At 73.2% G+C, this 25,555-nt stretch carries 14 protein-coding genes; 4 read left to right on the plus strand and 10 right to left on the minus strand.

Annotation, left to right across the window (positions count from 1 at the left end; translation table 11 throughout):
• Position 1 precedes the first annotated feature (1 nt).
• The gene (locus tag AAC134_RS16155) at positions 2-9,544 is read left to right on the plus strand and encodes a filamentous hemagglutinin N-terminal domain-containing protein (protein ID WP_339950148.1); all 9,543 of its coding nucleotides are present in this window, start codon (positions 2-4) and stop codon (positions 9,542-9,544) included.
• Positions 9,541-12,153 carry a CHAT domain-containing protein gene (locus AAC134_RS16160; protein WP_339950149.1) on the plus strand — a complete coding sequence of 871 codons (2,613 nt, stop codon included), beginning with the start codon at positions 9,541-9,543 and terminating at the stop codon, positions 12,151-12,153. Before AAC134_RS16155 ends, AAC134_RS16160 begins: the two co-directional genes overlap by 4 nt.
• Positions 12,154-12,310: 157 nt before the next feature.
• Here the strand turns inward: AAC134_RS16160 and AAC134_RS16165 are convergent, their stop codons facing one another.
• The 7 genes from AAC134_RS16165 to AAC134_RS16195 all read right to left on the minus strand — a co-directional run bounded on the left by AAC134_RS16165 (position 12,311) and on the right by AAC134_RS16195 (position 21,899).
• Positions 12,311-13,969 (minus strand): calcium-binding protein, encoded by a 1,659-nt coding sequence (locus AAC134_RS16165; protein WP_339950150.1) that lies wholly within the window; start codon positions 13,967-13,969, stop codon positions 12,311-12,313.
• A gap of 44 nt (positions 13,970-14,013) precedes the next feature.
• Positions 14,014-15,897, minus strand: a complete 1,884-nt coding sequence (locus AAC134_RS16170) for a hypothetical protein (protein WP_339950151.1) — start codon at positions 15,895-15,897, stop codon at positions 14,014-14,016.
• 252 nt (positions 15,898-16,149) lie between these two features.
• Positions 16,150-17,466, minus strand: a complete 1,317-nt coding sequence (hflX, locus tag AAC134_RS16175) for a GTPase HflX (protein ID WP_339950152.1) — start codon at positions 17,464-17,466, stop codon at positions 16,150-16,152.
• 10 nt (positions 17,467-17,476) lie between these two features.
• Positions 17,477-17,713, minus strand: coding sequence for an RNA chaperone Hfq (hfq, locus tag AAC134_RS16180; protein WP_092862134.1), 237 nt, complete (start codon positions 17,711-17,713; stop codon positions 17,477-17,479).
• Between the two features lie 158 nt (positions 17,714-17,871).
• Positions 17,872-19,395 (minus strand): potassium transporter TrkG, encoded by a 1,524-nt coding sequence (locus AAC134_RS16185; protein WP_339950153.1) that lies wholly within the window; start codon positions 19,393-19,395, stop codon positions 17,872-17,874.
• A gap of 16 nt (positions 19,396-19,411) precedes the next feature.
• Complete coding sequence (trkA, locus tag AAC134_RS16190) at positions 19,412-20,788, minus strand: Trk system potassium transporter TrkA (protein WP_339950154.1); 1,377 nt, start codon at positions 20,786-20,788, stop codon at positions 19,412-19,414.
• 133 nt (positions 20,789-20,921) lie between these two features.
• Entirely contained in the window at positions 20,922-21,899 is a 978-nt protein-coding gene (locus AAC134_RS16195) for a DUF2239 family protein (RefSeq protein ID WP_339950155.1), read from the minus strand.
• Between the two features lie 97 nt (positions 21,900-21,996).
• On the opposite strand from AAC134_RS16195, the gene AAC134_RS16200 reads away from it, so the two are divergent.
• Both AAC134_RS16200 and AAC134_RS16205 read left to right on the plus strand, forming a co-directional pair.
• A complete protein-coding gene (locus AAC134_RS16200) occupies positions 21,997-22,332 on the plus strand; it encodes a GIY-YIG nuclease family protein (protein ID WP_339950156.1) in 336 nt (111 codons plus the stop codon).
• Between the two features lie 183 nt (positions 22,333-22,515).
• Positions 22,516-23,148 (plus strand): glutathione S-transferase family protein, encoded by a 633-nt coding sequence (locus AAC134_RS16205; protein WP_339950157.1) that lies wholly within the window; start codon positions 22,516-22,518, stop codon positions 23,146-23,148.
• A 54-nt stretch (positions 23,149-23,202) separates the two neighbouring features.
• Here the strand turns inward: AAC134_RS16205 and AAC134_RS16210 are convergent, their stop codons facing one another.
• From AAC134_RS16210 to AAC134_RS16220, 3 genes are all read right to left on the minus strand, one after another.
• Positions 23,203-23,850 carry a hypothetical protein gene (locus AAC134_RS16210; protein WP_339950158.1) on the minus strand — a complete coding sequence of 216 codons (648 nt, stop codon included), beginning with the start codon at positions 23,848-23,850 and terminating at the stop codon, positions 23,203-23,205.
• Positions 23,851-23,929: 79 nt separating this feature from the next.
• Positions 23,930-25,357 (minus strand): sigma-54 dependent transcriptional regulator, encoded by a 1,428-nt coding sequence (locus AAC134_RS16215; RefSeq protein WP_339950159.1) that lies wholly within the window; start codon positions 25,355-25,357, stop codon positions 23,930-23,932.
• A partial coding sequence (locus tag AAC134_RS16220) for a hypothetical protein (RefSeq protein WP_339950160.1) occupies positions 25,350-25,555 on the minus strand: 206 nt, incomplete at its 5' end. The genes AAC134_RS16215 and AAC134_RS16220, both read right to left, overlap by 8 nt.

The raw sequence follows: 25,555 nt of genomic DNA on the forward strand, positions 1-25,555 counted from the left end.
CATGATGCAGTCGCGTCCCGTTCCCCTCGCCCGCGTCTCCCTTCCCCCTCTGCGCCGCGCGCTGCTGGCCGGCGTCGCGGTCGCGGCGATGGCCGCAGGGCTCGCCGCGCCCTCCCCGGCCGTGGCCGGCCCCTCGGGCGGGCAGGTGAAGGGCGGGCAGGCGACGATCACCACGCGGGGCGACGTCACGGTGGTGCGCCAGGGCTCGCGCCGGGTGATCATCGACTGGACCAGCTTCGACATCGGCGCAGACGAGGCGGTGAGGTTCCTCCAGCCCGGGCGAAGCGCGGTGGCGCTGAACCGGGTGCTGGACGGGCTGCCGACCCACATCCGCGGCAAGCTGACCGCGAACGGCAACGTCTGGCTGGTCAACCAGTCGGGGGTGATGTTCCACGCCGGTTCGGTGATCGACGTGGGCGGGCTGATCGCCACCACCGCCGACATCGACAACGGGCGTTTCATGGCCGGCGGCGGCGACTTCGACCGGCCCGGCAAGCCCGGCGCCGCCATCGTCAACGAGGGGACCATCACCTTCGCCGAGGCCGGGATGGTCGGCCTCGTCGCCCCCGAGGTCGCCAACCGCGGCGTCATCGCCGGCAAGATGGGCAAGATCGTCGTCGCGGGGCAGGAGAGCTTCTCGGTCGACGTCTCGGGCGACGGGCTGTTCGAGATCGACCTGAAGGACGCCGCGAAGACCCGCGGCGCGCGGGCCGAGAACTCGGGCGTCCTGATCGCCGAGGGGGGCACGGTGATCATCACCGCGGCCGCCGCGCGCGACGCGGTCGAGGCCGCGGTCTCGGTCGGCGGCGTGATCGAGGCCTCGAGCGCGCGGGTCGACGGCGGGACCATCGTGCTCGACGGCGGGGCGGGCGACGTGGTGGTGAGCGGGCGGCTCGACGCCTCGGGCGGGGACGGCGCGCGGGGCGGGCGGGTCGAGGCGACCGGCGGGACCGTGCGGCTGGCCGAGGGCTCGCGCATCGACGTCTCGGGCGGGCGCGGCGGCGGCGCGGCGCTGGTCGGCGGCGGCGTGCGGGGCGCGGGGCCTGCGAAGGGCGGGCTGCGCGCGGCCGAGGTCACGGTGATGGAGGCGGGCGCGACGATCGACGCCGACGCCCGGATCGAGGGCAAGGGCGGCGAGGTCGTGCTGTGGTCCTCGGCCGCGACCTGGATGGGGGGTCGGATCTCCGCGCGCGGCGGGCCTGCGGGGGGCGACGGGGGGTTCGCCGAGATCTCCTCGCTGGGCAGGCTGGGCTTTGAGGGGCGGGTCGACCTGTCGGCGCCGAAGGGCGGGGCGGGGCTGCTGCTGCTCGACCCCGAGAACGTGCGCATTGTCGGGGACAACGAGGACGGCGTGGCCTTCGAGGGCGCGATCCTGGTCGACGAGGCGCCCGGCGAGGATCTGGTGATCCTGGCCTCGTCGATCTCGTCGTCCTTCGGGGACGTGGTGATCGAGGCCGCGCAGGACATCTCGGTCGAGGCCGAGATCGCCAACCGTCGCCCCAACGTGGACCTGACGCTGAGCGCGGGGCGCGACCTGCTGCTGGGCGCCTCGATCGTGATGCGCGGCAACCTGGTGCTGAGCGCGGACGCGGGCTTCGCCTCGCAGCCGGCCGACGGGACCGGGGCGATCCGGGTGCTGGGCGCTCTGAGGCTGGAATCGAGCTTCGGGGAGCTGGCGTTGTCGGCCCCCCAGGGGATCGACGGCGCGGCGATGGCGGCGGGCGATCTGCTGACGCTGCGCACCAACGAGGCGCTGAGCCTGCCCGACGTGGCGCTGGCCGGCGGGCTGGAGGTGATCGCGCTGGGCCCCGCCGCGACCGGCGCGGTGACGGCGCATGTGCTGAGCGTGGACGCGCAGTCGCTGAGCCTCGGCGGGCCGGTGGCGGTGGCGGGCGAGACGCAGATCACGACGGCCGGCGGCGCGGTGACGGCGCTGGACGCGGGCAACGTCTTCGGCGGCGCGGTGTCGGTCGACGCCCGCGACGGGGACGCGGGCGCGGGCGACGTCTCGCTGGCCGCGGCGGGGGATCTGGAGCTTGGGGCCGTGCGCGCCGATCTGCTGAGCGTGACGGCGGGCGGCGCGCTGACCCAGTCCGCGGCGCTGGAGCTGGGCGCGGGGGCGGCGCTGTCGGCAGACGGCTTCACGCTGCGGAACGCGGGCAACGCGTTTGGCGCGGAGCTGTCGCTGACGGGCGGCGCGGCGACGTTGCGCGCGGCCGGACCGGTGACGCTGGGCGCCTCGAGCCTGACCTCGCTCTCGCTTCAGGCGGGCGGGGACATCGGCCAGACCGGCCAGGGGATCCTCTCGGTCGCCGGCGACAGCCGCTTCGAGACGCCGGGCGACGTGACGCTCGAGGCCGCCAACGCCTTCGACGGCGCGGTCTCGATCGTGGGCGAGGCGGTGTCGGTGAGCGATGCGGACTCGCTGTCGCTGGTCTCGGTCGAGGCGGGCGAGAGCCTTTCGGCCCGGGCGCTGGCGGGCGATCTCTCGCTTGAACAGGTGCGCGTGGGCGGGGGCGCGGGCGCGCTGAGCGGCGGGGCGGACGGCGGCTCGATCTATCTCGTCTCGGTGCTGGCGGGCGACACGGTTCTCGGCGGCGTCGAGGGCGCGGCGGCGCGGGACATCTGGGTGGACACGGCCGTGCTCGGCTCGCTCGAGGCGACGGCGGCGGGCGGCGGCGGGTTCGACGGGGTGCGGCTGTCGAATCTGGCGCTGGACGGGGACCTGCGCGTGGCGCAGGCGCCGAACCTCGCGCTCGACGGGGTGAGGCTGGGGACCGACGCGGGCTTCGATGCGGGCGAGGTGACCGGCACGCTCAGCCTGCACCGGGTGCGCGTGGCCGGCGACCTGAGCGTCAGCATCCTGGGCGACATCCGCCTGGGGCTGGTCGAGACCTCGGCCGGCGAGGAGGGGGCGGGCCACCTGTCGCTGACCAGCCTTGGCGGCGACATCGCCAAGCTGCGCGACGCGGACATCGATTTCGCGGCCGCGGGCGCGGGCGGCGGGACGCTGTCGATCCTGGCGCCCGACGGCGCCGAGGTGGTGGTCGCCTCCGCAGCCCTCGATCCCTATTCGGATCTCGTCTCGGTGGCCGGGGACCTGACGCTCGCGGCCGCCGGCGACGTGCTGCTGCCGCGGGCCGAGATCGGGGTGGGCACGTTCGTCGACTCCCCCGACGCGGGGATCGGCCCGCTGCGGATGCGGGTGGCCGGAGCGGCGGACCTGAGCGCGGGCGGCGACCTGGCGTTCGCCCATGCGGGCGACCTGGTTCTGTCCGGGCTCGACGTGGGGGGGAGCGCGGCGCTCGGGACCGTGGCCGACGGTGGCGCGGGGTCGCTGAGCCAGACCGGCGCGGCCTCGGTCGGGGGGGTGCTGGCGCTCGACGTGGCGGGCGAGGCGACGCTCGACCGGGCCGACAACGCGTTCGCAACCCTCTCGGGGCGCGCGGGCGGCGCAGTGGCGGCGCGCGACGCGAACGGCTTTGCGATTGCGGACCTGCGCGCGGGCTCGCTGTCGGTGGCGGGGCAGGCGGGCGCCGTGGCGCTAAGCGACGTGGCGACCGGGGGCGCGATCTCGGTCGAGGCGGGCTCGGTCTCGGCCCTGCGGCTGCAGGCGGGGGGCGATCTGCGTCTGGCCGCGAGCGCGGGCGCCGTCGGGGCGGCCGACATGCAGGCCGGGGGCGAGCTGGCGATGGAGGCGGAGGGCGCGGTGACGCTGGCGCGCTTCGTTGCGGGCTCGCTGGATCTTGATGCGGGGGGCGATCTCTCGGTGCGCGAGGGCGGCGCGGGGGCTGTGCGGCTGCGCTCGGACGGCGCGGCGAGCCTCATGAACCTGCGGCTGGGCGGGGCGTCCGTGGTGGCCGGCGGCGCGATCTCGGCGCTGGCGATCCGGGCGGACTGGCTGACGCTGGACGGCGGGGGCGACGTCTCGTTGGGCGGGGTGACGACCGCGGGGTCCCTCTACGCCGGATCGCTGGGGCAGGTGCGCACGGTCGCCGACGCCCCCGCGGAGCTTGCCGCGGTCAGCGTGGCGGGCGTGCGGGGGGCGACCGTCGGGATCGCGACCGACGCCCGGCTGGGCGAGGCCGCGCTGGGCCGCCAGCGCACGCCGCTCGCCGCGGGCGAGGGCGCAAGCCTGGAGGCGATCGCCACCACCGAGATGATCGGCGTGGGCGGCGAGGCGGTGTTCGCGGGCCTCGAAGGCATCGACGTGCGCGGCGAGACGGTCGAGGGCGGGACCCTGAGCAACCGTTTCTCGGGCGAGACGCTGCTGGTCACCCCTGGCGACGCGCGGCTCGAGGCGGCGGGCGCGCTGGTCTTCGCCGGGGCCGAGGTCTGGGGCGATCTCAGCGTGCGCTCGAACGTCGACGGGGCGGCGACGGCGGGGGGAGGCGGCATCACCCAGACCGGCGCGATGCGCGTGGGGGGCCTTGCGAGCTTCGCCACGGGCGAGGGCGCCGAGGCCGCGTACGGCGACGTGACCCTCGACCGCGCGGACAACGCCTTCGCCACGGTGAGCCTAGCGGCCGGCGAGGCCGCGCTGCGCGACGCGGACGGGTTCGCGGTGACCGGCGCGACGCTGACGGGACGGCTGAGCGTGGGCGGCGAGACGGCGCAGGCGGGGGCGGTCTCCCTGGCCTCGGTGCAGGCCGCGGGCGGCATGGGGGTGCTGGCGACGGGCGACGTCTCGGGCGCGGATCTGAGGCTGGGCGCGGGATCGAGCGTCGTCTCGCAGGACGGTTCGGTGGCGCTGGCGGATGTGGACGCGGCCGGCGTGCTGGGCGTCGGCGCCGCTCTCGACGCGGGCCTGTCGCGCGTCGCGGCGACGGATCTGCAGGTCGCGGCGGGGCGGGACGTCAGCCTCGACGGCGCGACCGCGGCGGGGGCCGACATTGCGGCGGGGCGGGCCCTCTCGGTCGCCGGCGGCGCCTTGGCGCAGGCGACGCTGGCTGCGGGCGAGACGCTGACCCTCACGGGCGGGAGCCACGGCGCGGCGACGGCGACCGCGGGCGAGGCCGCGCTCTCGGACGCGGTCTTCGAGACTCTGACCCTGACCGCCGAGGGCGACGCCAGCCTGACGCGGATCGCGGCCGCGACGCTGAGCGTCGAGGGCGACGGCGACGGGGCGCTGAGCGAGGTCGAGGCGGGGACCGCCTCGGTCTCGGTCGACCGGGCTCTGTCGGTCACCGGCGGCCGGTTCGACCTCGCCTCGTTCGACGCGGGGCGCGAGCTGTCGATGGCCGGCGGCGCGCACGGACGGGTGACGGCGAGCGCCGGGACCGACGCCGCGGTCCTGGGCGGCGCGGTGGACTCGCTGGACCTGACCGCGGGCGGCGCGGCCCTGCTGCTGGGCGCGGCCTTCCAGACGCTGGAGGTCGCCGCGGGCGGCGACGCCGCGCTGGTCGAGGTGACCGCGCAGACCGCCGGGATCTCGGCCGAGGGCAACCTCTCGAGCACGGGCGGCGCGATGGGGGTGGCGAGGCTGGACGCCGGTCTGGCGCTGTCGATGACCGGCGGCGCGCATGGCGACGTGGAGGCGAGCGCGGGGCAGGGCGCGTCGCTCTCGGGCGCCGATTTCGCCTCGCTCGGGCTGACCGCGGGCGGGGCGGCAACCCTCGAGACGGTGCGCGTCGAGGGCCCGCTGGCGCTGACCGCGGGCGGGGACGCGACGCTGCGCTCGGTCGAGGCTGCGACGCTGACCGCGGTTGCGGGCGGCGACATGCGCTGGACCGACGTGGCCGCGGGGCAGGCCGAGGGGCGCGCCGCGACCGGCGATTTCGCGCTGCTGCGCGTTGCGGCGGACGAGGCGCTGGTGTCGGGCGGAACCCTGCAGATCGCGGACTCCGAGTTCGGCGCGCTGCAGGGCGCGGCCGGGGGCGCCGCCGCGCTGGATGACGTGAGCGCCGACGACGCGGCGATCGAGGCCGGCGGCGGCGCGCGGCTCGCGGAGGTCGAGGCGGGAACGCTGGCGGTGACGGCGGGAGGCTCGATCACGCTCGACGAGGTGCAGGCCGGGACGCTGAGCACGATCGCCGGGCGGGGGCTGAGCTGGACCTCGGTGACGGTCGAGGGCGCGGCGGTGGGCGAGGCGCAGGGCGCCGGCGCCGCCCTGAGCGGGGTGAGCGCCGCGAGCGCCACGATCTCGGCCCGCGGCGACGCGACGGCCGAGGCTTCGGAGTTCGGCAGACTGACCCTGACCGCGCGGGGCGACGCCACGCTGCGCGACCTGACCGCGGGTCGGCTGATCGTCGCGGCGGGCGTGGATTTCGGCGGCGAGGACACGGCCTCTGCCGGGGACGAGGGGTTCGGCGAGGGCACGGCGCTGCTGGCGCGGGTCACCTCGGACCGCGCGACGGTGAGCGCGGTCGCCGACGTGATCGCGCGCGACTCCGGTTTCGGGCGGATCGAGGCCGACGCCGGGCGCGACGGCCGCGCCGCGCGCGTGGTCGCGGCGACAGTCGAGATGACCGCGGGCGGGGATCTCGCCTGGACCGACCTCTCGGCCGACGAGGCGACGGGCGTGGCGCGGGAGGGCTCGGCCGAGCTGCTGCGCGTCGGGGCGGGGACCGCGTCGGTGCGGGCGGGCCAGGACCTGGGCGTCTCGGCCTCGAGTTTCGGGGCGCTGGAGATCGCCGCGGGGCGCGACCTGAGCGCCGCGCGCCTCACGACCGGGACGCTCGCGGCGAGCGCCGGGCGGGACCTGGGCGCGAGCGACATCGAGGGCCGGACGCTGGGCTTCGAGGCCGGGCGCGACATGGACGCGAGGCGGATCGCGGGCGAGACCCTCGGCCTCGAGGCCGAGGGCGGGCTGAGCGTGGCGAACCTGACCGGGGCGAGGGCGGAGCTGTCCGGCGGCGCCGGGCTCGAGGCCGCGCGGATCGAGGCCGGAGAGCTGGACCTCCGCTCGGGCGGCGCGATCGCGGCCACGGACCTGACTTACGGGGACGCGAGCCTGGCGGCGGGCGGGGACCTGACGCTGGCGCGCGCAGAGGGCGGACTGCTGAGCGTGACCGCCGCAGGGGCCGCGACGCTGAGCGATCTCGCGGTCGCGCGGCTCGACGGGACGGCGCAGGGGGACCTGGACGCCGCGCGCATCGAAACCGCCGGGCCGCTGCGTCTGCAGGGGCGCAACGTGGCGCTGAGCGACGTCGCCTCGGGCGGCGGGGCGCAGGTCACGGCGCTTGGCGATCTCGCCGCGCGGCGGGTGCTGGGGCAGGGGAACCTGACGCTGGGCGCCGACAAGGGCGCGAGGCTGACCCAGGTCTCGGCCGGCCGGCGGCTGAGCGTGCAGACCAGGGGCGGCGGCGAGGCCGGCGCCTTGACCCTGCGCGCGATCGAGGCGCGCGATATCGTGGCCGATGCGGGCGGGCCGCTCGACCTCGACGGCGCGGCCGTGGCGGGCGAGGCCAGCCTGCGGGCGCGTCGCGGCGACCTGCTTCTGGGCGCGCTCGAGGTGGGCGGCGGGCTGACGGCGCAGGCGGATGCGGGCTCGATCCGCACGCAGCTCGGCATGGCCGCCATCGACCCGTGGAGCGCGACGGCCCCCGAGGCGCCCGCGCCCGCCGCTCCCCCGCGCAACCTGCCCGGCGAAGAGCCGGGCGGGAGCGAGACGGTGGTCGAGGAGGTCGTCTCGGCCGCCCCCCTCGCCTCGGCCGGCCACGGGTTCGAAGCGCTGGTGCAGGTCGGGGGCGAGGCGCTGTTCGACGCCTCCGGTTCGGTGCTGCTGGCGGCCGAGAGCGGGGCAGGGGGCCGCGACAACGACTTCCGCGGCGAGGTCTCGGTCTCTCGCGCGCGGCATGTGGCGATCTCGGATCGCAACGACCTGACGATCGGCGCGGGCGGCGGCGTGCTGCCCGACGGGACCGAGGTGGGCGGGGGCCTCTACACCCGCGTCCCGGGCGAGCGGCTCGAGACGGCGCACCTCCGCGCGGGCGGCGATCTGCTCGACGCGGAAGGGGCGCGGATCGCGACCTCGGGCGATGTGTGGGCGGTGGCGGGCGGCGACGTGCGGCTCGACTCCGGCGCCCACGCCATCGGCGGCGCCTTCGCGGCGCAAGGGGAGACCATCGCGGTCGCGGTCGCGGGCGACCTGCATCTGGGGCCGATCTCGGCCACGGGGGAGCTGCGGGTCATGGCCGGCGCCTCGGGGGAGGGCTTCGCCTCGATCACCCAAGAGCCCGCCGCGTGGGTGACCCGGCTCGAGATGGAGGGCGGGCGCGCCGCCGACGGGATGATCGACCTGTCCGGGCCGATCCGGGCGAACGGCGACGCGGATTTCTCGACCGGCGCGGCGCCCTCGAAAACCGCGGTCGACCGGGGGGCGGAGCTGCGCCTCGACGATCCGACCAACGTCTTCGGGGGCGACGTCTCGATCCGCCGGATCTTCGGCGACGTGACCCTGATCGAGGAGAGCGCTCCGGGCTCGCTGAATATCGACACGCATGACGCGGGCTGGCTGCGTTTCGGCGCCTTCGAGGCGGGGGGCGACGTGCTGATCCGCACCTCCGACAACGTGGCGTTCCTGGGCCGGCTGAGCGCGCTGAGCGACGCCATGGACCCTGACGGCCCGCTGGCGCCCCCGCGCGCCGCGGGGCCGGCCGACTGGCGCGCGCAGGGCGGCGACCCCGCGCGCGAGGACCTGCGCCTGTTCCTGCCCGACGGCACGGTCTTTGCCATCGACACCACCGCCGGCGGCGCCGACCCGCAGGGCGGCACGGTGCGCTTCGACCGGCCCGTGGACGGCGCCAACGACCGCTCGAGCGCGCGCGACCCCGCCGCGGCGGCCGCCCGCGGCGAGGGCGGGGCGCTGGCGATCGACGCGGGCGCGGGGGGCGACGTGCGCTTCCGCGACTATGTCGGCGCCTCGAATCCGCTGGGGGCGGTGGTCATCGAGGACGCGCGCAACGTCTCGCTGGGCCACACCTTCGCCGAGCGCGACGCGCGGCCCGACGACGACCCCGACCGCTTCCTGCTGCAGGAGACCGGGCAGTCGGTGGACATCTTCACCTCGGGCCCCCTCGTGCTCGACGCCCGCGGCACGGTCGAGATCTACATGCCCGCCGGCCTGCTCGAGCAATACGAGAGCGACGACGACTACTTCGGCCTCAACACCCCGGTGCTGGTCTATGGCGAGCAGGTCGAACCCGAAAGCCTGAGCCTGTTCGGCTACATCGGCGACAGCGGCCAGAAGGCCGCAGGCCTCTACCCGATCGGGCCCAAGGGGGTCGCCTTCCTGCTCAACGGCTGCGTGATCGGCGACGTGCAGGACTGCACCGGCCTCGGCCCGCCGCGGGTGCTGAACATCGTCTCGATCGACCAGCCCGAAATCCTGAACGTCGACGAGGAAGACCTGCTGGAGCTGTTCGTCTCCTACGGCAACGAGGAGCTCTGGGGCGTGCCCGACGGATATTTCGAGGATTCCGAACTCGCCCGCGCCCGCGCCGAGGCCAACGGCCAGGCCTCGGACGAGGACGACGCGCAGGCGGCGCGCCAGGATCGCCCGGGCGCGGCCCAGTCCGCGCCGACGACGGGGATCGAGCGATGAGGCCCCGGCTGCTGCGTCGCTGGATGATCGCCGCGGCCGCGGTCGGGGCGGCGGCCTGCGCGGGCTCGGTCCCCTCGGGCTCGTTCACGCTGGCCTCGGGCGAGGACGAGCCCGAGCTGTGCGGCAAGGTCGACCAGATCCTGCTGCGCGGCCAGCGCAACAGCTTCGGCCTGAACTTCCGCGCCGCCGAGGATGCGTTCTCGGAGCTGCTCTCGGTCTACGAGATCGAGGACGTTGCGGGCGCGTGTCCGGGGGCCCCCAGCCGCGCCTATGTCCTGATGAATCAGGCGCTTGCCCACTCGAGCCAGGAGCGGTTCGTCACCGCCGACGGGCTGTTCGACCGGGCCGAGGCGTTGCTCGACGGGCCGGAGGCGGAGCGCGAGGACGCCGGGCGCGACCGGGCCCTGCTGGTGGCCTACCGCGCGCAGGATCAGCTCAACCGCTCGATCCTCGAGGGGGCGCGCGCCTTTGTCGACCAGGCCTCCGAGGGGCTGACCGACACCGCCCAGTTCGGGCTGAACGCGCCGGCCGCGCGCTCGGCCGCCTCGGGGCAGATCTCGGGGGGGGCGCTGATCGAGGCCTCGGGCGAGGAGCAGCTGGCCCTGATCGAGGAGGCCTCCAACAGCCACACCCTGTCGCATGTGCGCCTGCTCGAGGGCGACGACGCCGGGGCCGAGCAGGCGATCAACCGCGCGCTGGACGTGATCGCGCTGGCGCCGCGGGCGGCCGCCGCCTACCGGCCGCGGTTCCTCTCCCAGCGCGCGCTGGTCGAGCTCGAGCAGGGCGACTACGAGGGCGCCCGCCGCGACGCCCGCGAGGCCGCCGAGAGTTTCGGCGCCCTGATGCCCGACACGCCCCTCGAGGCCCGCGCCCGGCTGCGCGAGGGGCGGGCGCTGGTGGCGCTCGACCGCAAGGACGAGGCGATGGAGGTGTTCGAGCGCGGGTTCCTCGTCTACGAGGAGAATCCGGTGGTGGTCGACTACGGCTCGCTGTGGCCGTTCTTCCAGCTCGGTCTGAACATCGTCAAGCAACAGCCTGAGCGACAGGTGGAAATGGGCGCGCGCATCTTCCGCGCCGCGCAGATCGTGCGCCAGTCGATCACCGCGCAGACCGTCTCGGGCGCCGCGGCGCTGCTGGGCGAGGGCGACGACGAGAAGGCCCGCGCGGTGCGCGCCTGGCGCGACGCGAACGAGCGCTACGCGACCCTCAAGGCCCTGCAGGTGCTGCAGCTGCGCGATCCGCTGAGCCAGAGCGACCAGGCCCGCGCGCTCGCCGAGGCCGTCGCCGAGTCCCAGGCCGAGGTCGAGCGTCTGCGCGCCGCCCGCGACCGCATCGCGCCCGAATACCAGTCGGCGATCTCGAGCCCCGTGTCGCTCGAGCAGCTGCAATCGGTGCTGCAGGAGGGCGAGGCGCTGGTCCAGGTGCTGGTCGGCTGGCCGCGCAGCTTCCTGCTGATCATCTCGCGAGACCAGATCACCTACGGTGCGCTGCCGGTAACCGACAGCCAGATCAACGTCCTGGTCGGCGTTCTTCGCAGAGGGGTTGAAACGGACCGCGAGGGCAGGGTGCCCACCTACCGCGCCGACGTGGCCTTCCAGGTGTTCAACCTGCTGTTCCCGGGCTATCGCGACGCGCTGATGAAGCACGACCGGCTGATCTTCTCGACCTCCGGCGCGCTGCAGAGCCTGCCGCTCGAGCTGCTGGTCAGCGACGCCCCCGGGACCGCCTGGCAGACGGGCGACTACACCGACGTGCCGTTCCTGGGCGCGCAGCGGGCCGTCAGCTACGTGCCCAGCCCGCGCAACCTGGTCGACATCCGGGTGCGGGCCGGACGCTCGAACGCGACGGGCGCGGTGGCCTCGTTCGCCGACTTCAGAGCGGGCGTGAACCCTCAGAAAGTGCTGAGGGTTTCGAGCCTGCCGCAGACCTGCCTGCGGCTCGCCGAGGCGGTCGACCGGGTGGGCGAGCTGCCGGGCACCGCGCAGGAGGCGCAGGTGATCCGCGAGATATTCGGCGACGACGCGCTGCTGGCCACGGGGGCCGCGTTCAACGAGGACGCGCTCAAACAGGAGGCGCAGGACGGCACGCTCGCCGACTACCGGGTCCTGCATTTCGCCACGCACGGGATCCTGTGGCCGACTCCGGACTGCTTCACCGATCCGGCGCTGACGGTGACCGCCACGACCTCGGAGGACAGCGACGGGCTGCTGACCGCCTCCGAGATCCGGTTGATGACCTTCGACGCGCAACTCATTGTCCTGTCAGCCTGCAACACGGCTTCGGGCTACCTGACGACGGCCTCTAACTCGATCTACGGCGCGCGCCAGCAGGTCGGCCTGTCGGGGGCGGGGGGCGAGAGCCTCTCGGGCCTGGCGCGCGCGTTCTTCGCGGCCGGCGCGCGGGCGGTGCTGGCCACGCACTGGCCGGTGGCCGACGTCGAGACCACGCAGCTCATGGGGCGGTTCTTCCGCCTGCTGAAGGACGAGCAGCTGGAGTTCGCCGACGCGCTCCAGCAGGCGCAGGGCGAGCTGCGCCGCACTCCGGCGACCTCGCATCCGGTGTTCTGGGGACCGTTCGTGCTGATCGGCGACGCCTCGGCCACGCTCTGAACAAACGCGAGGCGCGCGCGCGCGGAGGCTGAAGGGAAGGCCGCGGCCCGACAGCCGCCATTCCGGACGCACATCCGACTTTCGTGTAATCAATATTATGTAAAATATTCGGGTAAGCGAACGCGGGGCGGCATCTGAACGCCGCCCCCCAACCCCCTCAGCTGAATATGAAATCGTGGTGATCGAAGATCGAGGCGTCGTCCACATCCTCGAGCCTCGCCACCGTGGCGCCCTTGATCTTCACCAGCACGACGTCATTGCGCTCCCTGAACTTCAGATCGTCGAAGGAGGACGCGCCCGAGGTGATCTCGATCCGGTCGAGGCCGTCGAGATAGTCGCTGATCGTCTCCTTGCTCTTGCGGCCGATGACGAAGATGTCCGCGCCCGAGCCGCCCTCGAGCCGGTCCACGCCCTTGCCGCCGTCGAGCCGGTCGTCGCCGCTGCCGCCGAACAGCCGATCCCGGCCGCCGCCGCCAAACAGCATGTCGTCGCCCTCGCCGCCAAACAACACGTCGCCGCCCTTGCCGCCGAGAAGCCGGTCGTCTCCCTCCTGGCCCCACAGCCGGTCCGTTCCGGAGCCGCCGCGCATCACGTCGTCGTTGTTGCCGCCGCGCGCGCGATCGTTGCCCTTGCCGTAGTTCTCGATCACCGGATCGTCGAGCACGCTGCCGCTGGTGGTCCCCGAGGGATCGAGCAGCTGGCCCAGGATGTCGTAGCCCGGCGCGCCGCTCTCGTAGGCGACGATCAGGTCGCCGCCGGCCAGCACCGCGCCGTCCGCCCGGACCTGGTGGCCGTCGGGATCCTGGTTGACCACGAACAGCTCGCCCTCGGGCTCGCCCGCCGCGTCGAACTTCTGGGCCAGCATCTCCAGCCCCTCGGGCGCAGAGAAGTCGCCGCCCGCCACCAGCGCCAGCAGACCGCCGTCGTTAGTCGCGATCAGCGAGGCCGCCTCGGCATAGATGTCGAGCGTCAGGGTCGTGGGGGTCGAGACGGTCCCGTCCTCGTCGATCAGGCGCACGACCAGCTGCGTGGCGGCGCCGGCCTTCACCTCGACCACCGCCGCGCCGCCGGCCGGCAGAGCCGCGAACATGAAGGCGCCCGGGCTGGCGAGATCGTCGACCACCACACTCGAGGACAGCAGCGTCCCGTCGGCGTCGAGGCGATGCAGCGTCAGGTCGCGCGACCAGCTCATGTCCGGCAGTCGATCGCCCACGGTGTTGCGAAGAAACAGGACGTCGCCATTCGCCGCCGTCGCCGCCTGCCAGGCGTCCCCGACCAGCGAGTTGCGCCCCATGCCCTCGTCCGCGAAGTCCTTCGAGAGCGTGCCGTCGGTCTCGATCACGCTGACGCGCGTGGTGTCGTCGTCGAAGTTCGCGTGGATCGCCACCAGCTCGCCGCCAGGAGTGGCCGTCAGGCCGACGACGCCTCCGTACTCGCCGTTCGACAGCGCGACGGGGCCGCCGTCGCGGGTCCCGTTCTCATCGAAGCGCTGCACGAAGGTGGTCTGGGCGCCGCCGACGAGCGGCGACTCCAGCCACATCACCGCAAAGCCCGTGGGCGTGGCGACGATGGTCTGCGGGATGTGCGAGCCGGTGGTGTCGGCGTCCGCGTGGAAGGCCGCGCCGATCGGCGTCCCGTCGGCCTGGTAGAGGCGCACCGCCGCGCCCGCGCCCCGGTCGGGGTCGAGATCGGGCGTGAAGGTGGTCTGGTAGAGCACCGCGAACCCGCCGCCCGCCAGGGCCGCGACTTCGGGGTTGTAGCTGGTGGTGCTCTGCGAGATCTCGAGGGTGGCGCCGTCGAGGCTTGGCACAGTCATCGAACCGCTCCTTGCAAGCGATTGGGACACGAGATTGGATTCATTCAGGAAAACAGAAAGTCGCCGCCGTCCAGATCGGACTTCGACACGTCGTCCAGCAGGGCCAGCTTGTCGCGGCCGTCCTTGATCAGGACGTCCTCGCCCTTGCGCACCAGCTTCAGCGCCTCGAAGTCGGAGGCGCCCGAGCGGATCTCGATACGGTCGAGCCCGTCGGCGAAGTCCTTCACCCGGTCGGGGCCGCCCTTGCCGTCGAGCACGAAGACGTCCGCGCCGCCGCCGCCGATCAGCTTGTCGCGACCCTTGCCGCCGTCGAGCCGGTCGTCGCCGCCCTGGCCCTTCAGCAGGTCCTTGCCGCCGCCGCCCTGCAGGTCGTCGTCGCCCGCGCGGGCCAGCAGCTTGTCCTTGCCGCCCTTGCCCTTGAGCAGGTCGTCGCCGCCCTTGCCGACCAGCTTGTCGGCTTTCTTCGTTCCGACGCGGGTCACGCCCTCGGGCTCCGGATCGGTGGATTCGAAGGGGATTTCAAGGGTTTCGACGTAGGTGTTGAACTGTGCGTCGGTGACCCGCAGCGCCACCTGGTTGAAGGTGGCGACGTCGGTCGGCTCGACCGAGGGCGCATAGCGCAGCTCATCGCCCTCGATCACGAAGCGCAGGGAGTCCGAGGCGTTCACGAACTCGAACGTGAAGCTGTCGCCCTCGTCTTCGTCCACGACCGTAAGCGTGCCGATGGTCTGGCCCGCGAGGCCGGGCGTCACCGGGTCGCCGGTCAGCGCCAGGTCGGTGGGCGCGTGGCCCGCGGTCAGGCCGGAGGGGTCGAACCCCTGCCCCGTGATCCGGTTGTCCCAGGGATTCGGCGCGTCGTCCCAGACCGCCATGAAGTCGCCGCCCTCGAGCCAGACGCCATGGGCGCGGGACTGGGCGCCGGTCGAGTCGCGATTCAGCGCGAAGGCCTCGCCCTCAGGCGCGCCCTCGGCGTCGAAGCTCAGCGCGCTCGCCTCCTGCCGGTCGGGGCCGTTGAGGTTGCCCGAGGTCATCAGCACCAGAAAGCCGCCGTCGGGCGACGGCACGATCTGCGAGGGGTCGTTGGCGTCGGGATCGGGGTCGAGCGTCTGGTCGGAGAGCTTCGCGCCGTCGGCCCCGAACAGGCGCACGCGCAGCAGGCTGGCGCCGTCCTCGGAAACCGTGCTGGCCACGACCGCGCGGCCGTCGGGCAGCACGCGGGCCAGGTAGTTGCCGAAGTTCTCCTCGCCCGCGAACAGCGGCGTCGCGGTGTCGGGCGCGCCGTCGGCGCCCAGCGCGAACAGCGTCGCGGCGCGCGCCGAGGCCCCGCCCGAAAGCTCGACAAAGGCGGTTCCCGCGCCCACGGCGTCCAGGATGTTCTCGCCGCCGATGGTGACGGCGCCCGCGCCGGTGTCGATGCCGGTCTCGACCAGCGCGTTGTCGCTGTCGATCACGGCCGCGCGGGTGGCGTTGCCGCCCGAGAACACCACCTCGAGCGCGATCATCGAGCCGTCCGCCTGCCCCGCGAGGCCAACGCCCGAGACGCCGTCGCCGAACAGGCGCACGTCGTCGCCGACCCGCGCGCCGGTCTTGTCGAAGCGCGCGAGGAACGTGCCCGGCTCGGAGGCCGCCAGCCGGTCGGTGTACATGACGCCAAAGCCGCCGTCGGCGGTGGCCGCGACGATGAAGTCGGCCTGCGACCCGTCGAGATCGTCGGCAACGACGAAGCTGTCGCCCAGCGGGTTGCGATCGGCGTCGAACAGGCGCGCGATCGGGGTCTGGCCGCCGTCGGGATCCTCGTCGCTCGCGCGCGAGCCGCTCCAGACCACCGCGAAGTTTCCGTCGGCCAGCGCCACGACCTGCGGCGCGTATTTCGCAAAGAAGCCGTCCGAAGCGGTGAAGCTCGGCCCATCCCAGCTGGGTGTCGTCATGTCGCGTATCCTGCCCCTGTCGCGCTCTGTGGCGCGAACCCCGATTTCCCCCGCGTCGTTTTGCTTCAGGATCGGGATTGTTGCAAGAACATGAACGCAGCGTTCGTGAAATCGCTTTCCGACACGTGAACAGGACGCGCGAGGCGGCAGGCGAGACGATCGCCTCCCGCGGCCCGCGATCGGTTCGGCGGAGGGATCAGCGGCGCAGGGGGTCTCGCGGGAGGGCTCGCCGCCCTGCCCCGCGCGCGCGCCTCACTCGGCGACGCGCGGCAGGTCGTCTTCGTCCGCGATCTCGGCCACATCGGGGAAGCGTTTGGCGAGGCGGCCGAATTCCTCCGGATCCCCGCGCACGTCCAGAAGCGTCGCCTCGTCCGAGGTCTCAGCGCCGTCCACGGTCATGTGAGCGTGAACCCAGGCCAGCGCCGCGCCATCCTCGGAGGGCACGCGCAGGCGGCGGCTCAGCTCGCGCAGCCCGAGGCGGGATTCGACGGCCGCGAGCAGCTCGGGCACGCCCTGCCCGGTCAGCGCCGAGCAGGCCACCGCGTCGGTGCGCCGCGCGGTCTCGTTCAGCATCGCCAGGCGCGAGGCGTCGGGCAGCCGGTCGACCTTGTTGCGCACCTCGAGCATGCCCGCCCGGCGGTCGTCGTCGACCCCGAGCGCGCCCAGCACGCGGGCGACGTCCTCGGCCTGGGCCTCGGCGTCGTCGTGGCTGACGTCGCGCACGTGCAGGATCAGGTCGGCCTCCAGCACCTCCTCGAGGGTGGCGCGGAAGGCCGCGACCAGCTGCGTGGGCAGGTTGGAGATGAAGCCCACCGTGTCCGACAGGATCGCGCGGCGGCCCGAGGGCAGCCGGATCTCGCGCATCGTGGGGTCGAGCGTGGCGAAGAGCATGTCCTCGGCCATCACATGCGCCTCGGTCAGGCGGTTGAAGAGCGTCGACTTGCCGGCGTTGGTGTAGCCCACCAGCGCGATCACCGGATAGGGGATCTTGCGCCGGGACTCGCGGTGCAGCTCACGGGTTTTGACAACCGTTTCAAGACGTTTCTCGATCTTCTTGATCCGGTCGCTCAGCGCGCGGCGGTCCGCCTCGATCTGCGTCTCGCCAGGGCCGCCGACAAAGCCGAGGCCGCCGCGCTGACGCTCGAGGTGGGTCCAGGAGCGGACCAGCCGGGTCTTCTGGTAGTTGAGATGCGCGAGCTCGACCTGAAGCACGCCCTCGCGGGTGCGGGCGCGCTCGCCGAAGATCTCGAGGATCAGGCCGGTGCGGTCGAGGATCTTGACCTTCCAGGCCTTCTCCAGGTTGCGCTGCTGGACGGGGGAGACGGGGCCGTCGACAATGACAAGCTCCGCCTCCTCTTCCTTGAAGCGCTCGCCCAGCTCCTCGACCTTGCCGGAGCCGAACAGATGGCCGGCGTCCGCCTTGGGCAGGCGGACGACGTCCGCGCCAACGACCTCGAGGTCGATGGCGGCGGCGAGACCGATGGCCTCCTCGAGCGCCTGCGCCGGCAGGCGCAGGTCGTCGGTGGGTCGGTTGCGGATATCGGGATGCAGCACATGGGCGCGGGTCATCCCGCGGCAGTTATCCCTCTTCGCCGGGCTCGTAAAGGGAGATCGGCTGGGACGGCATCACGGTCGAGATCGCGTGCTTGTAGACCAGCTGGCTCTGCCCGTCGCGGCGCAGCAGGACGCAGAAATTGTCGAACCAGGTGATCACGCCCTGAAGCTTGACCCCGTTCACCAGGAAGATGGTGACCGGAACCTTGTTCTTGCGGATGTGGTTGAGGAAGGCGTCCTGCAGATTCTGCTTGTCGGCCATGTGTTTCGTCCCCCTTCTTTGGGGTTTCAGTTTTATGAGGCGGGCGCCCTTCGGCGCTCTTGGGTCGATGAAGGCAAGATGAGGGCGTCCGGCGGGAAATGAAAGTCCTTTTCGCGCGTGCGGCCGTTTGCTGCGGGTGCGAAATCAGATTTGCGCGATCACTTCCGCCAATAGGCGGGGTTGCACAGCGCCACCGCCGCCAGAACCTCGATCCGCCCCAGGATCATCGCGGCCAGCATCACCGCCCGCGCGGCCTCCGAGGCCTGCTGGTAGTCGGCGCCCGTGGCCAGCGGAAACAGCGGCCCGGTGTTGGACAGCGAGGCCACGGCCCCGGCCATGGCCGCGTCGAACTCCATCCCCGCCAGGGTCAGCGCCATCAGCGCCACCGCCAGCGCGGTCATGTAGAGCATCACGTAGACCCAGGCGTTGATGATCGCGTCGCGCGACAGCTTCCCCCCCGAGGTGCGCGCCGTGTCGATGCGCGAGGGGTGGCACAGCCGGTCCAGCTCTCCCCCCCCGTGACGATAGAGCGCGTAGGCGCGGAACAGCTTCACCCCGCCCGCGGTGGTCGCCACGCCCCCGCCGAGCGTCGCGAGGCCCATCAGCATCAGCGAGGGCGCCTCGACCTGCGCCCAGGTGACCACGTCGGGCCAGTCGGCCGAGACGTAGCCCGAGGTCGAGATCATCCCGATCGAGGTGGCGAACCCGCCCCACAGCGCCCGCCCGGCGTGGAACGGGCTGTCGAAGATCTGACTCGGCCCCGCGCCGACCCAGATGCCATGGGCGAACAGCCAGACGGTGGCGATGGCCACGGCGATGACCAGCAGCTGGATCTCGGGATCGCGACGCGCCTCGAGCCAGGTGCGCGCCGCTCCGGGGCCGGCGGTCGGCCCGCGCCGGCCCAGCGTCAGGCGCGACATCGACAGGATCAGGAACAGGACAGCGACCACTTCGGCCATGCGGTTGCCCTCGGCCGCGAGCCCCCCCGCGAGCGGCGAGATGCCCGAGGTCGAGACGATGCCCATCGCATGACACAGCGCCACGAAGCTGGGGGCGCCCGAGGTGGCGAGCGCGGCGGCCGCGATCGCGGTCAGCCCGGCATAGGCCGGCCCGACCGCCATCAGCGCGCGCGCCGCCCGCCGTCCCCCCGGCCCCAGCGCCAGGATCCGACCCACCCGCATCCGCGCCTCACCGGCCGAGGAGGCGCCGGGCAGATCCAGCAGCTCGCGCGGGGCGAGGATCGAGATCGCCCCCACCAGCGTCGCGAGCCCCCCGAGCCAGCCCAGCATCGACCGCCACAGGTGGATCGAGGGCGGCGCGGAGAACGGCGTGATCAGCGTGGCGCCGGTGGTGGTCAGCGACGAGGTCGCCTCGAAATACGCGCCCGTCCAGCCGATCTCCGGCAGGATCAGCGCGATGGGCGCGGCCGCGAAGACCGGGCCGGCGGCGAAGACGCCCAGCAGGGTCATCAGCTCGGCCCGCGCATTGGAGCCCGATTCCCCCCGCCGCCACGCCGCCGCCCCCAGCGCCGAGGCCGCCAGCATCACGAAGAGCGAGGCGTAGAAGAACAGCCGCGCCGAGCGCCAGTCCCGCTCGAGCCCCGCCGCCAGCGCGGGCAGCAGCATCAGCGCCCCCAGCGCGAAGGCGAAGACCAGGAAGACCGGGAAGCCCTTCAGGCGCATGGCGGACGGCCGCGGCTCAGAAGAAGTCGACCGAGACGCGGAACAACTGCTCCACCTCCCGCACCACGTCGCGGCGCGCGAAGACCACCACGCGGTCGTGCTCCTGGATCACCAGGTCGCCCGAGGGCATCTTCACCCCGTCGCGTCCCAGCACCGCGCCGACGATGGCGGATTCTGGAAATCCCGCCGATCTCAGCGGCTTGCCGGCGATAGGTGAGGTGGCGAGCACCTGCGCCTCGATCACCTCCGCCTCGGCGTCGCCCACCGCATAGACGGCGCGAACCCGCCCCCGGCGCACATGGCGCAGGATCGAGGAGACGGTGGTCGAACGCGGCACCAGCAGCGCGTCGACGCCCAGCGAATCCGAAAGCTCGGCGTAGGAGGGGTCGTTGCACAGCGCGATGGCGGTCCGGCAGCCCGCCTTCTTGCCGCGCGCGGCGGCCAGCAGGTTGGTCTTGTCGTCGAAGGTCAGCGACAGGATCGCGTCGGCGTCGCGAACGTTGGCCTCCTCGAGCAGCACGGGGTCGAGGCCGTCGCCGAGCAGCACGATGGTCCGCTCCAGCTCCTCGGCGGCGCGCTCGGCGCGGGCCCGGTCGCGGTCGATCATCTTCACGCGCGGGCGCTCGGCGTGTTTTTCAAGCATCCTCGCGACTTGCAGACCGACGTTGCCGGCGCCCACGATCACCACGCGGGAGACCTTGCGGCTCTCGCGCCCGAACAGCGACAGGGTGCGGGTGACATCCTCGGCGGCGGCGACAAAGTAGACGTCGTCGCCTTCCAGCAGCGAGTCCTGGGGCGAGGCGACGTGCAGCTGCCCGTCGCGGCGATAGGCGACGACGATGGCCTTGAGGGTCGAGAACAGCTCCGACAACTGGCGCAGAGGCGTGTTCAGGACCGGGCAATCGGGCAGCAGGCGGGTGCCGACCAGCCGCACCTTCTCATCGAGGAAGTTCTCGATATCAAAGGCTTCGGGGTTCTGCAGGCGGCGCATGGCGACGCGCGCGACCTCGAGCTCGGGCGAGATCACCACGTCGATGGGCATGTGATCGCGCCGGAACAGGTCCGCCCAGCGGTTCTGCAGGTAGGACTGGGCCCGGATCCGCGCGATCTTCTGGGGCACCGAGAAGACCGAGTGCGCGACCTGGCAGGCGACCATGTTCACCTCGTCGGCGAAGGTCGCGGCGATCAGCATGTCGGCGTCCTCGGCCCCGGCCCGCTCGAGCACGTCGGGGTGGGAGGCGAAACCAACGATTCCATTGACATCGAAGGAGTCAGTGACACGCCGCACGAGCCCCGCGTCCTGGTCGACGATGGTGACGTCGTTGGCCTCGCGGCTGAGGTGGCGAGCGATCTGCGAACCGACCTGGCCCGCGCCGCAGATGATGATCTTCATGGGATCTCCGTCCCCGCAGGCCGTCCCCTGCACGCCGGGGCGGAGGATGCGACGGCGCCCGCGCGGTGTCAAACGCCGCCGCCGTTGCGCGCCGCGGCAAGGGGCTGCGGCGCCCGCCCCGCGATGAGCGAGGTCAGCCCGGCAGGGCCTCGCTCAGCGGGATCAGCCGGCTGTCGGCGACGGCGGCCGCGCGGTGCTGCAGGTGGGCCGAAATCCGCGGATCGTCGGCAAAGGCGAGCAGCCGCTTCAGGCTCGCCTGGCGGACCAGCATCACCCGGTCCCACCGCTCCCCCTCGGGCCCGATCAGCAGGGGATGGGCGCGGGCGAGCAGGGTCAGCTCGCCGCCGTTCTCGTTCAGCAGGGGCAGCACGCCGCGCAGATAGAGGTCGAAGGCCTGCGCGCCCGAAATCGGGGTCTCGGGCGCAAGCCGGGGCGCCTCGGCATAGTCGGCCGTCTCGCGCAGGCGCACGAGGTGGAGCATCAGCGGCGCGCCCGCAGGCGGGTCGGTCAGCAGGGCGCGGACGGCCGGATCGGTGACCTGGACGCTCGGGGTCGGGCCGCGCTCGGCGAAGGCGGGGGCGGCGAGGCGGCGGGCGTGGGCGGCAAGGTCCGGCGGCCAGAGGGCGAGGCGGGCCTCGAAGCCCCGCGCATCGCCGGCGTAGAGGGCGCGCGCGGCCTCCTCGAAGCCCGGCAGGTCCCCGCCGGCGGCGGACATGAAGCGATAGGCGGCGTCGCGGGCGTCCTTGGGGGCCTCGGCGCGACGGGCGGCCTCGACCAGCCGGCGCAGCGCGGCCGAGGCGCCGCCGCGGGCGCGCAGCCAGTCCCAGTGGCGCGGCAGCAGGGTGACCTCGCGCGCGACGACCCCCAGCCTGGGCCGGCCGCGGGGACGGGGTCGATCGCCCTGCCCCGGCGCCTCGTGGCGGGCGCGGGCCTCGGCCTGCGTCCCGCGCAGATCGAGGTCGAGCTGGCGGCCCTCGGCGTCGAACACGAGGATCGCGAGGCCCGGCTCCAGCGCCAGCGCCGCGTGCAGGGCGGCGGCGACCTCGGGCAAGGGACCCAGCGCGAGGAGGCGCGGGCCGGCAAAGGCGGCGTGGGGGGCGGGGTCGCTCATGACGCGGGATCCGGGCTGCGGGTCGTTTGGCTTGAGCCTATTGCCCCGACGCGGCGGGCATGTCAATTACACCCGGGTACAATTATGGGAGCCCGAGATGGCCAAGGTGGATCGCAAGGCGGCGCTGGCCGCGTGGAAGGAGACGAGGCGTCGGCCCGGCGTCTGGCTGGTGCGCTGCGAGGCGACAGGCGAGGCCTGGGTCGGAGCCGGGCGCGACCTCGACGCGGCGCGCAATCGTTTCGAGTTCTCAATGCGTCAGGGGACGCCGATGCTGTCCTACATGAAGGCGTCGCTGGCAAGTCACGGCGCCGGCGCCTTCGTCTTCGAGGAGGTCGAGACGCTGAGCGAAGCGGTCGAGGAGATCGCCCTCCCCCGCGAACTGAAGGCGCGACGCGACGCGGCGGCGGAGCGGCTGGGGGCCAGAGCCGTCTGATCGTCCCTGAAGATCGTGCGCCAGGCGCAGGGACTCAGGACCAGTTTCAGGACTCGGCTGGCTGCGCTCGTCCCTCGACGACAGGCAGCTCGAGGTTGCTGACAGACAGCTGTCAGCAGAGGGGCGGCAGTGTGCGGATCGGGGGCGGCGAGTCGCGGCCCTTTCTTCTCATGGAGCCTGAAGATGATCCTGCATCTGCATCCGTTCTCGCAGAATTCCCGCCGCGTGGCGGCGCTGCTCAACTGCGCGGGCCTCGACTGGGAGCCGCGGCTGGTGGATCTCACGGTCGGCGCGCATCGCACCCCGGCGTTCCTGGCGCTGAACCCCAACGGGCAGATCCCGGTGCTCGAGGACGGGGAGCTGGCGCTGGCCGAGTCGATGACCATCCTGCGCCACATCTGCCGCACGCACGGGCTCGAGAGCTGGTATCCCGCGCAACCCGCCCTGCGCGCGCAGGTGGACCAGTGGCTGGACTGGACGCAGTGCCGTCTGGCGCGGCCGACCAGCCTGGTGTTCTTCAACATCGTCGTCGCCGGGCCGAACGCGAAACCGGAGCTGATCGCGGAGGGGCGGGCGCTGCTCGAGGGGCTCACGCCGATCCTGGAGGCGGCGCTGAGCGGGCGCGAGTGGCTGGTCGGGGACGGGGTCACGATCGCCGATCTGGCGGTGGCGACGGGCCTGCAGAACCTGGAGTTCGTCGACGCCCGGCCGCGGGGGCCGGCCATCGACGCCTGGTTCGCGCGCGTCAATGCGCTGGAGGGGATGCGCGCCGCCCTGCCCGAGCCGTTCCTGGCGCGGATGGCGGCGGCCGCCTGAGCGCGGCCCCGGATCGCCTCCGCCTGAGCGCGGCCCCCGGATCGCCCCTCCGGGTCAGGCCCGGCGGCGGCGGGCGGCGCCCAGCGCGCCGAACGCCGCCAGCCCGCCCGCCAGCAGCGCCGCCGCGCCCGGCAGCGGCGTCGCCACGACGCTCGCCGAGAACTGGAAGTTCGGCCCGAAGCGCCCTCTCGAGCCGGAGGTGAGCGTCGGCTCGACGAAGCCCAGGGACTCCCCCGCGGGATAGAGCGAGGCCAGCCAGGTCACCGCGGGGTCGAAGCTCGTCGAGGTGGCGCCGCTGATGTAGGAGTCCTGGTCGTCCCCGTGGTAGTAGGCGGCGATCGTGTAGGTTCCGGCGGCCAGCGCCACCGGGGTGATCGACTCGTAGTAGAAGCCGCTCAGCAGCGTCCCCTCCACCGCGTCGATCTCCTGCGAGGCGAGCAGCGTGCCGCCGCCCCACAAGCCGACCATGTGCGGCGAGACCAGGTCGCCGTCGTCGAGCACGCCCAGCGCGGTCAGCATGATCGGCGCTGCGATCGAAAAGCGCCAGCCGATCATGTCGCCCGGGGTCGCCGTATAGTAGGACGAGTAGGGCGTGCCGCCCTCAAATGCGGTCAGGGCGGTGAGGGCCGAGGCGCGATCCGCGGCGAACGTCGCCGCGAGAGCCAAAGCCGAGACGCCGAGAATGCGCGAGACCGACGTCATGACCAAACTCCTTGCAGTCGACGCACAGGGTACCGTTCATCAGATTGAATGAACGCCGCGCGCCTCGTCAAGGACTCGTTCAGGATCCTTCGTCGAAATCCTCTTCGTCGACTTCGCCCTCGCCGGCGATGGCCACGCGCGCGCCGCCGCGGGTGACGGTGGCGACGCCCAGGCTCTTGAGCTTGCGGTGCAGGGCCGACCGCTCCATCCCCACGAAGGCGGCGGTGCGCGAGATGTTGCCGCCGAAGCGGTTGATCTGGGCGATGAGGTAATCGCGCTCGAACAGCTCGCGCGCCTCGCGCAGCGGCAGCGTCGCCATGGCCGGGCTCAGGATCGCGCCGCCCTCGGCGGGGTCGCCGGCGGTGAGGGGCAGCTCCTCGGGGGCGATCTCGCCGCCGCCGGCGCCCAGGATCAGCACCTGCTCCATCACGTTGCGAAGCTGGCGGACGTTGCCGGGCCAGTTCTGGGTCTGCAGCAGCGCGGCCGCATCCGGCGAGAGCTTGCGCAGCGGCAGGCCCTCGGTCTTGGCGAGGCGGGCGAGGAAGTGGTTGGCGAGCACCGGGATGTCCTCGCGCAGGGCCGCGAGCGAGGGCGTCTCCAGCGGCACCACCGAGAGGCGGTGGAACAGGTCCTCGCGGAAGCGGCCGGCCTGGATCAGGGACTGCAGGTCGCGGGTGGTCGCCGAGATCACCCGCACGTCGGTCTGCACCATGTCCGAGCCGCCGACCCGCGCGAAGCGCTGGTCGACCAGCACGCGCAGGATCTTGGACTGGGCGCCGGCGGGCATCTCGGCGACCTCGTCGAGGAACAGGCTGCCGCCGGAGGCCTTCTCGAACAGGCCCGGAACCACGGCGCCGTCCTCGCGCTCGCGCCCGAACAGGGTCTCCTCCATCTTCGCGGGCTCGATGTTGGCCGAGTTGAGCACCACGAAGGGCGAGCGGGCGCGGTCGGAATGGGTGTGGATGTAGCGCGCGGCCACCTCCTTGCCCGATCCCGGCGGGCCCGAGAGCAGCACGCGGGACGCGGTGCGCGCCACGCGGTCGAGCTTCTGGCGGAGCGCCACGATGGCGTGGGAGGCGCCGATGATCTCGGCCTGGAAGCGGTCGGCCTCCTGCAGGGAGGCGATCTCGCGGCGCAGGCGCGAGGCCTCCAGCGCGCGGGTCGAGACCAGCATCAGCTGGTCGGTGGTGAAGGGCTTTTCGATGAAGTCGTAGGCGCCCTGTTTGACGGCCGCGACCGCAATCTCGATGTTGCCGTGGCCCGAGATGATCACCACCGGGATGTCGGGCTGGTTGCGGCGCACGGTCTTGAGGATCTCGATCCCGTCCATGCGGCTGCCCTGCAGCCAGATGTCGAGGATGATCAGGTCGGGCCGCGTGGTCTCCACCGCCTTCAGCGCGCCGTCCGCGTCCGACGCGGTGCGGGTGGAGTGGCCTTCGTCCTCGAGGATGTCGGCGACGAGCTCACGGATGTCGGCCTCGTCGTCGACCACCAGAATGTCAGCCATCGGTCAGATCTCCTGCCTCGGTCTTGGGCGCGCCGGGCTTTGCCGGCGTCTGTTGTTCGGTCTGGGCGGCCGCGCGACGCGGCTTGCCGGCGAGCGGCAGGCGGATCACGGCCATCGCGCCGCGCGGCGCGTCACTGAGGGTCGCGCCTCGCGGCGCGTCGCCTGAAGCCGCGCCCCGCCCGGCTTCGGTGTCCAGGG

The organism is uncultured Albimonas sp. (assembly GCF_963977235.1).
Classification (GTDB): domain Bacteria; phylum Pseudomonadota; class Alphaproteobacteria; order Rhodobacterales; family Rhodobacteraceae; genus Albimonas.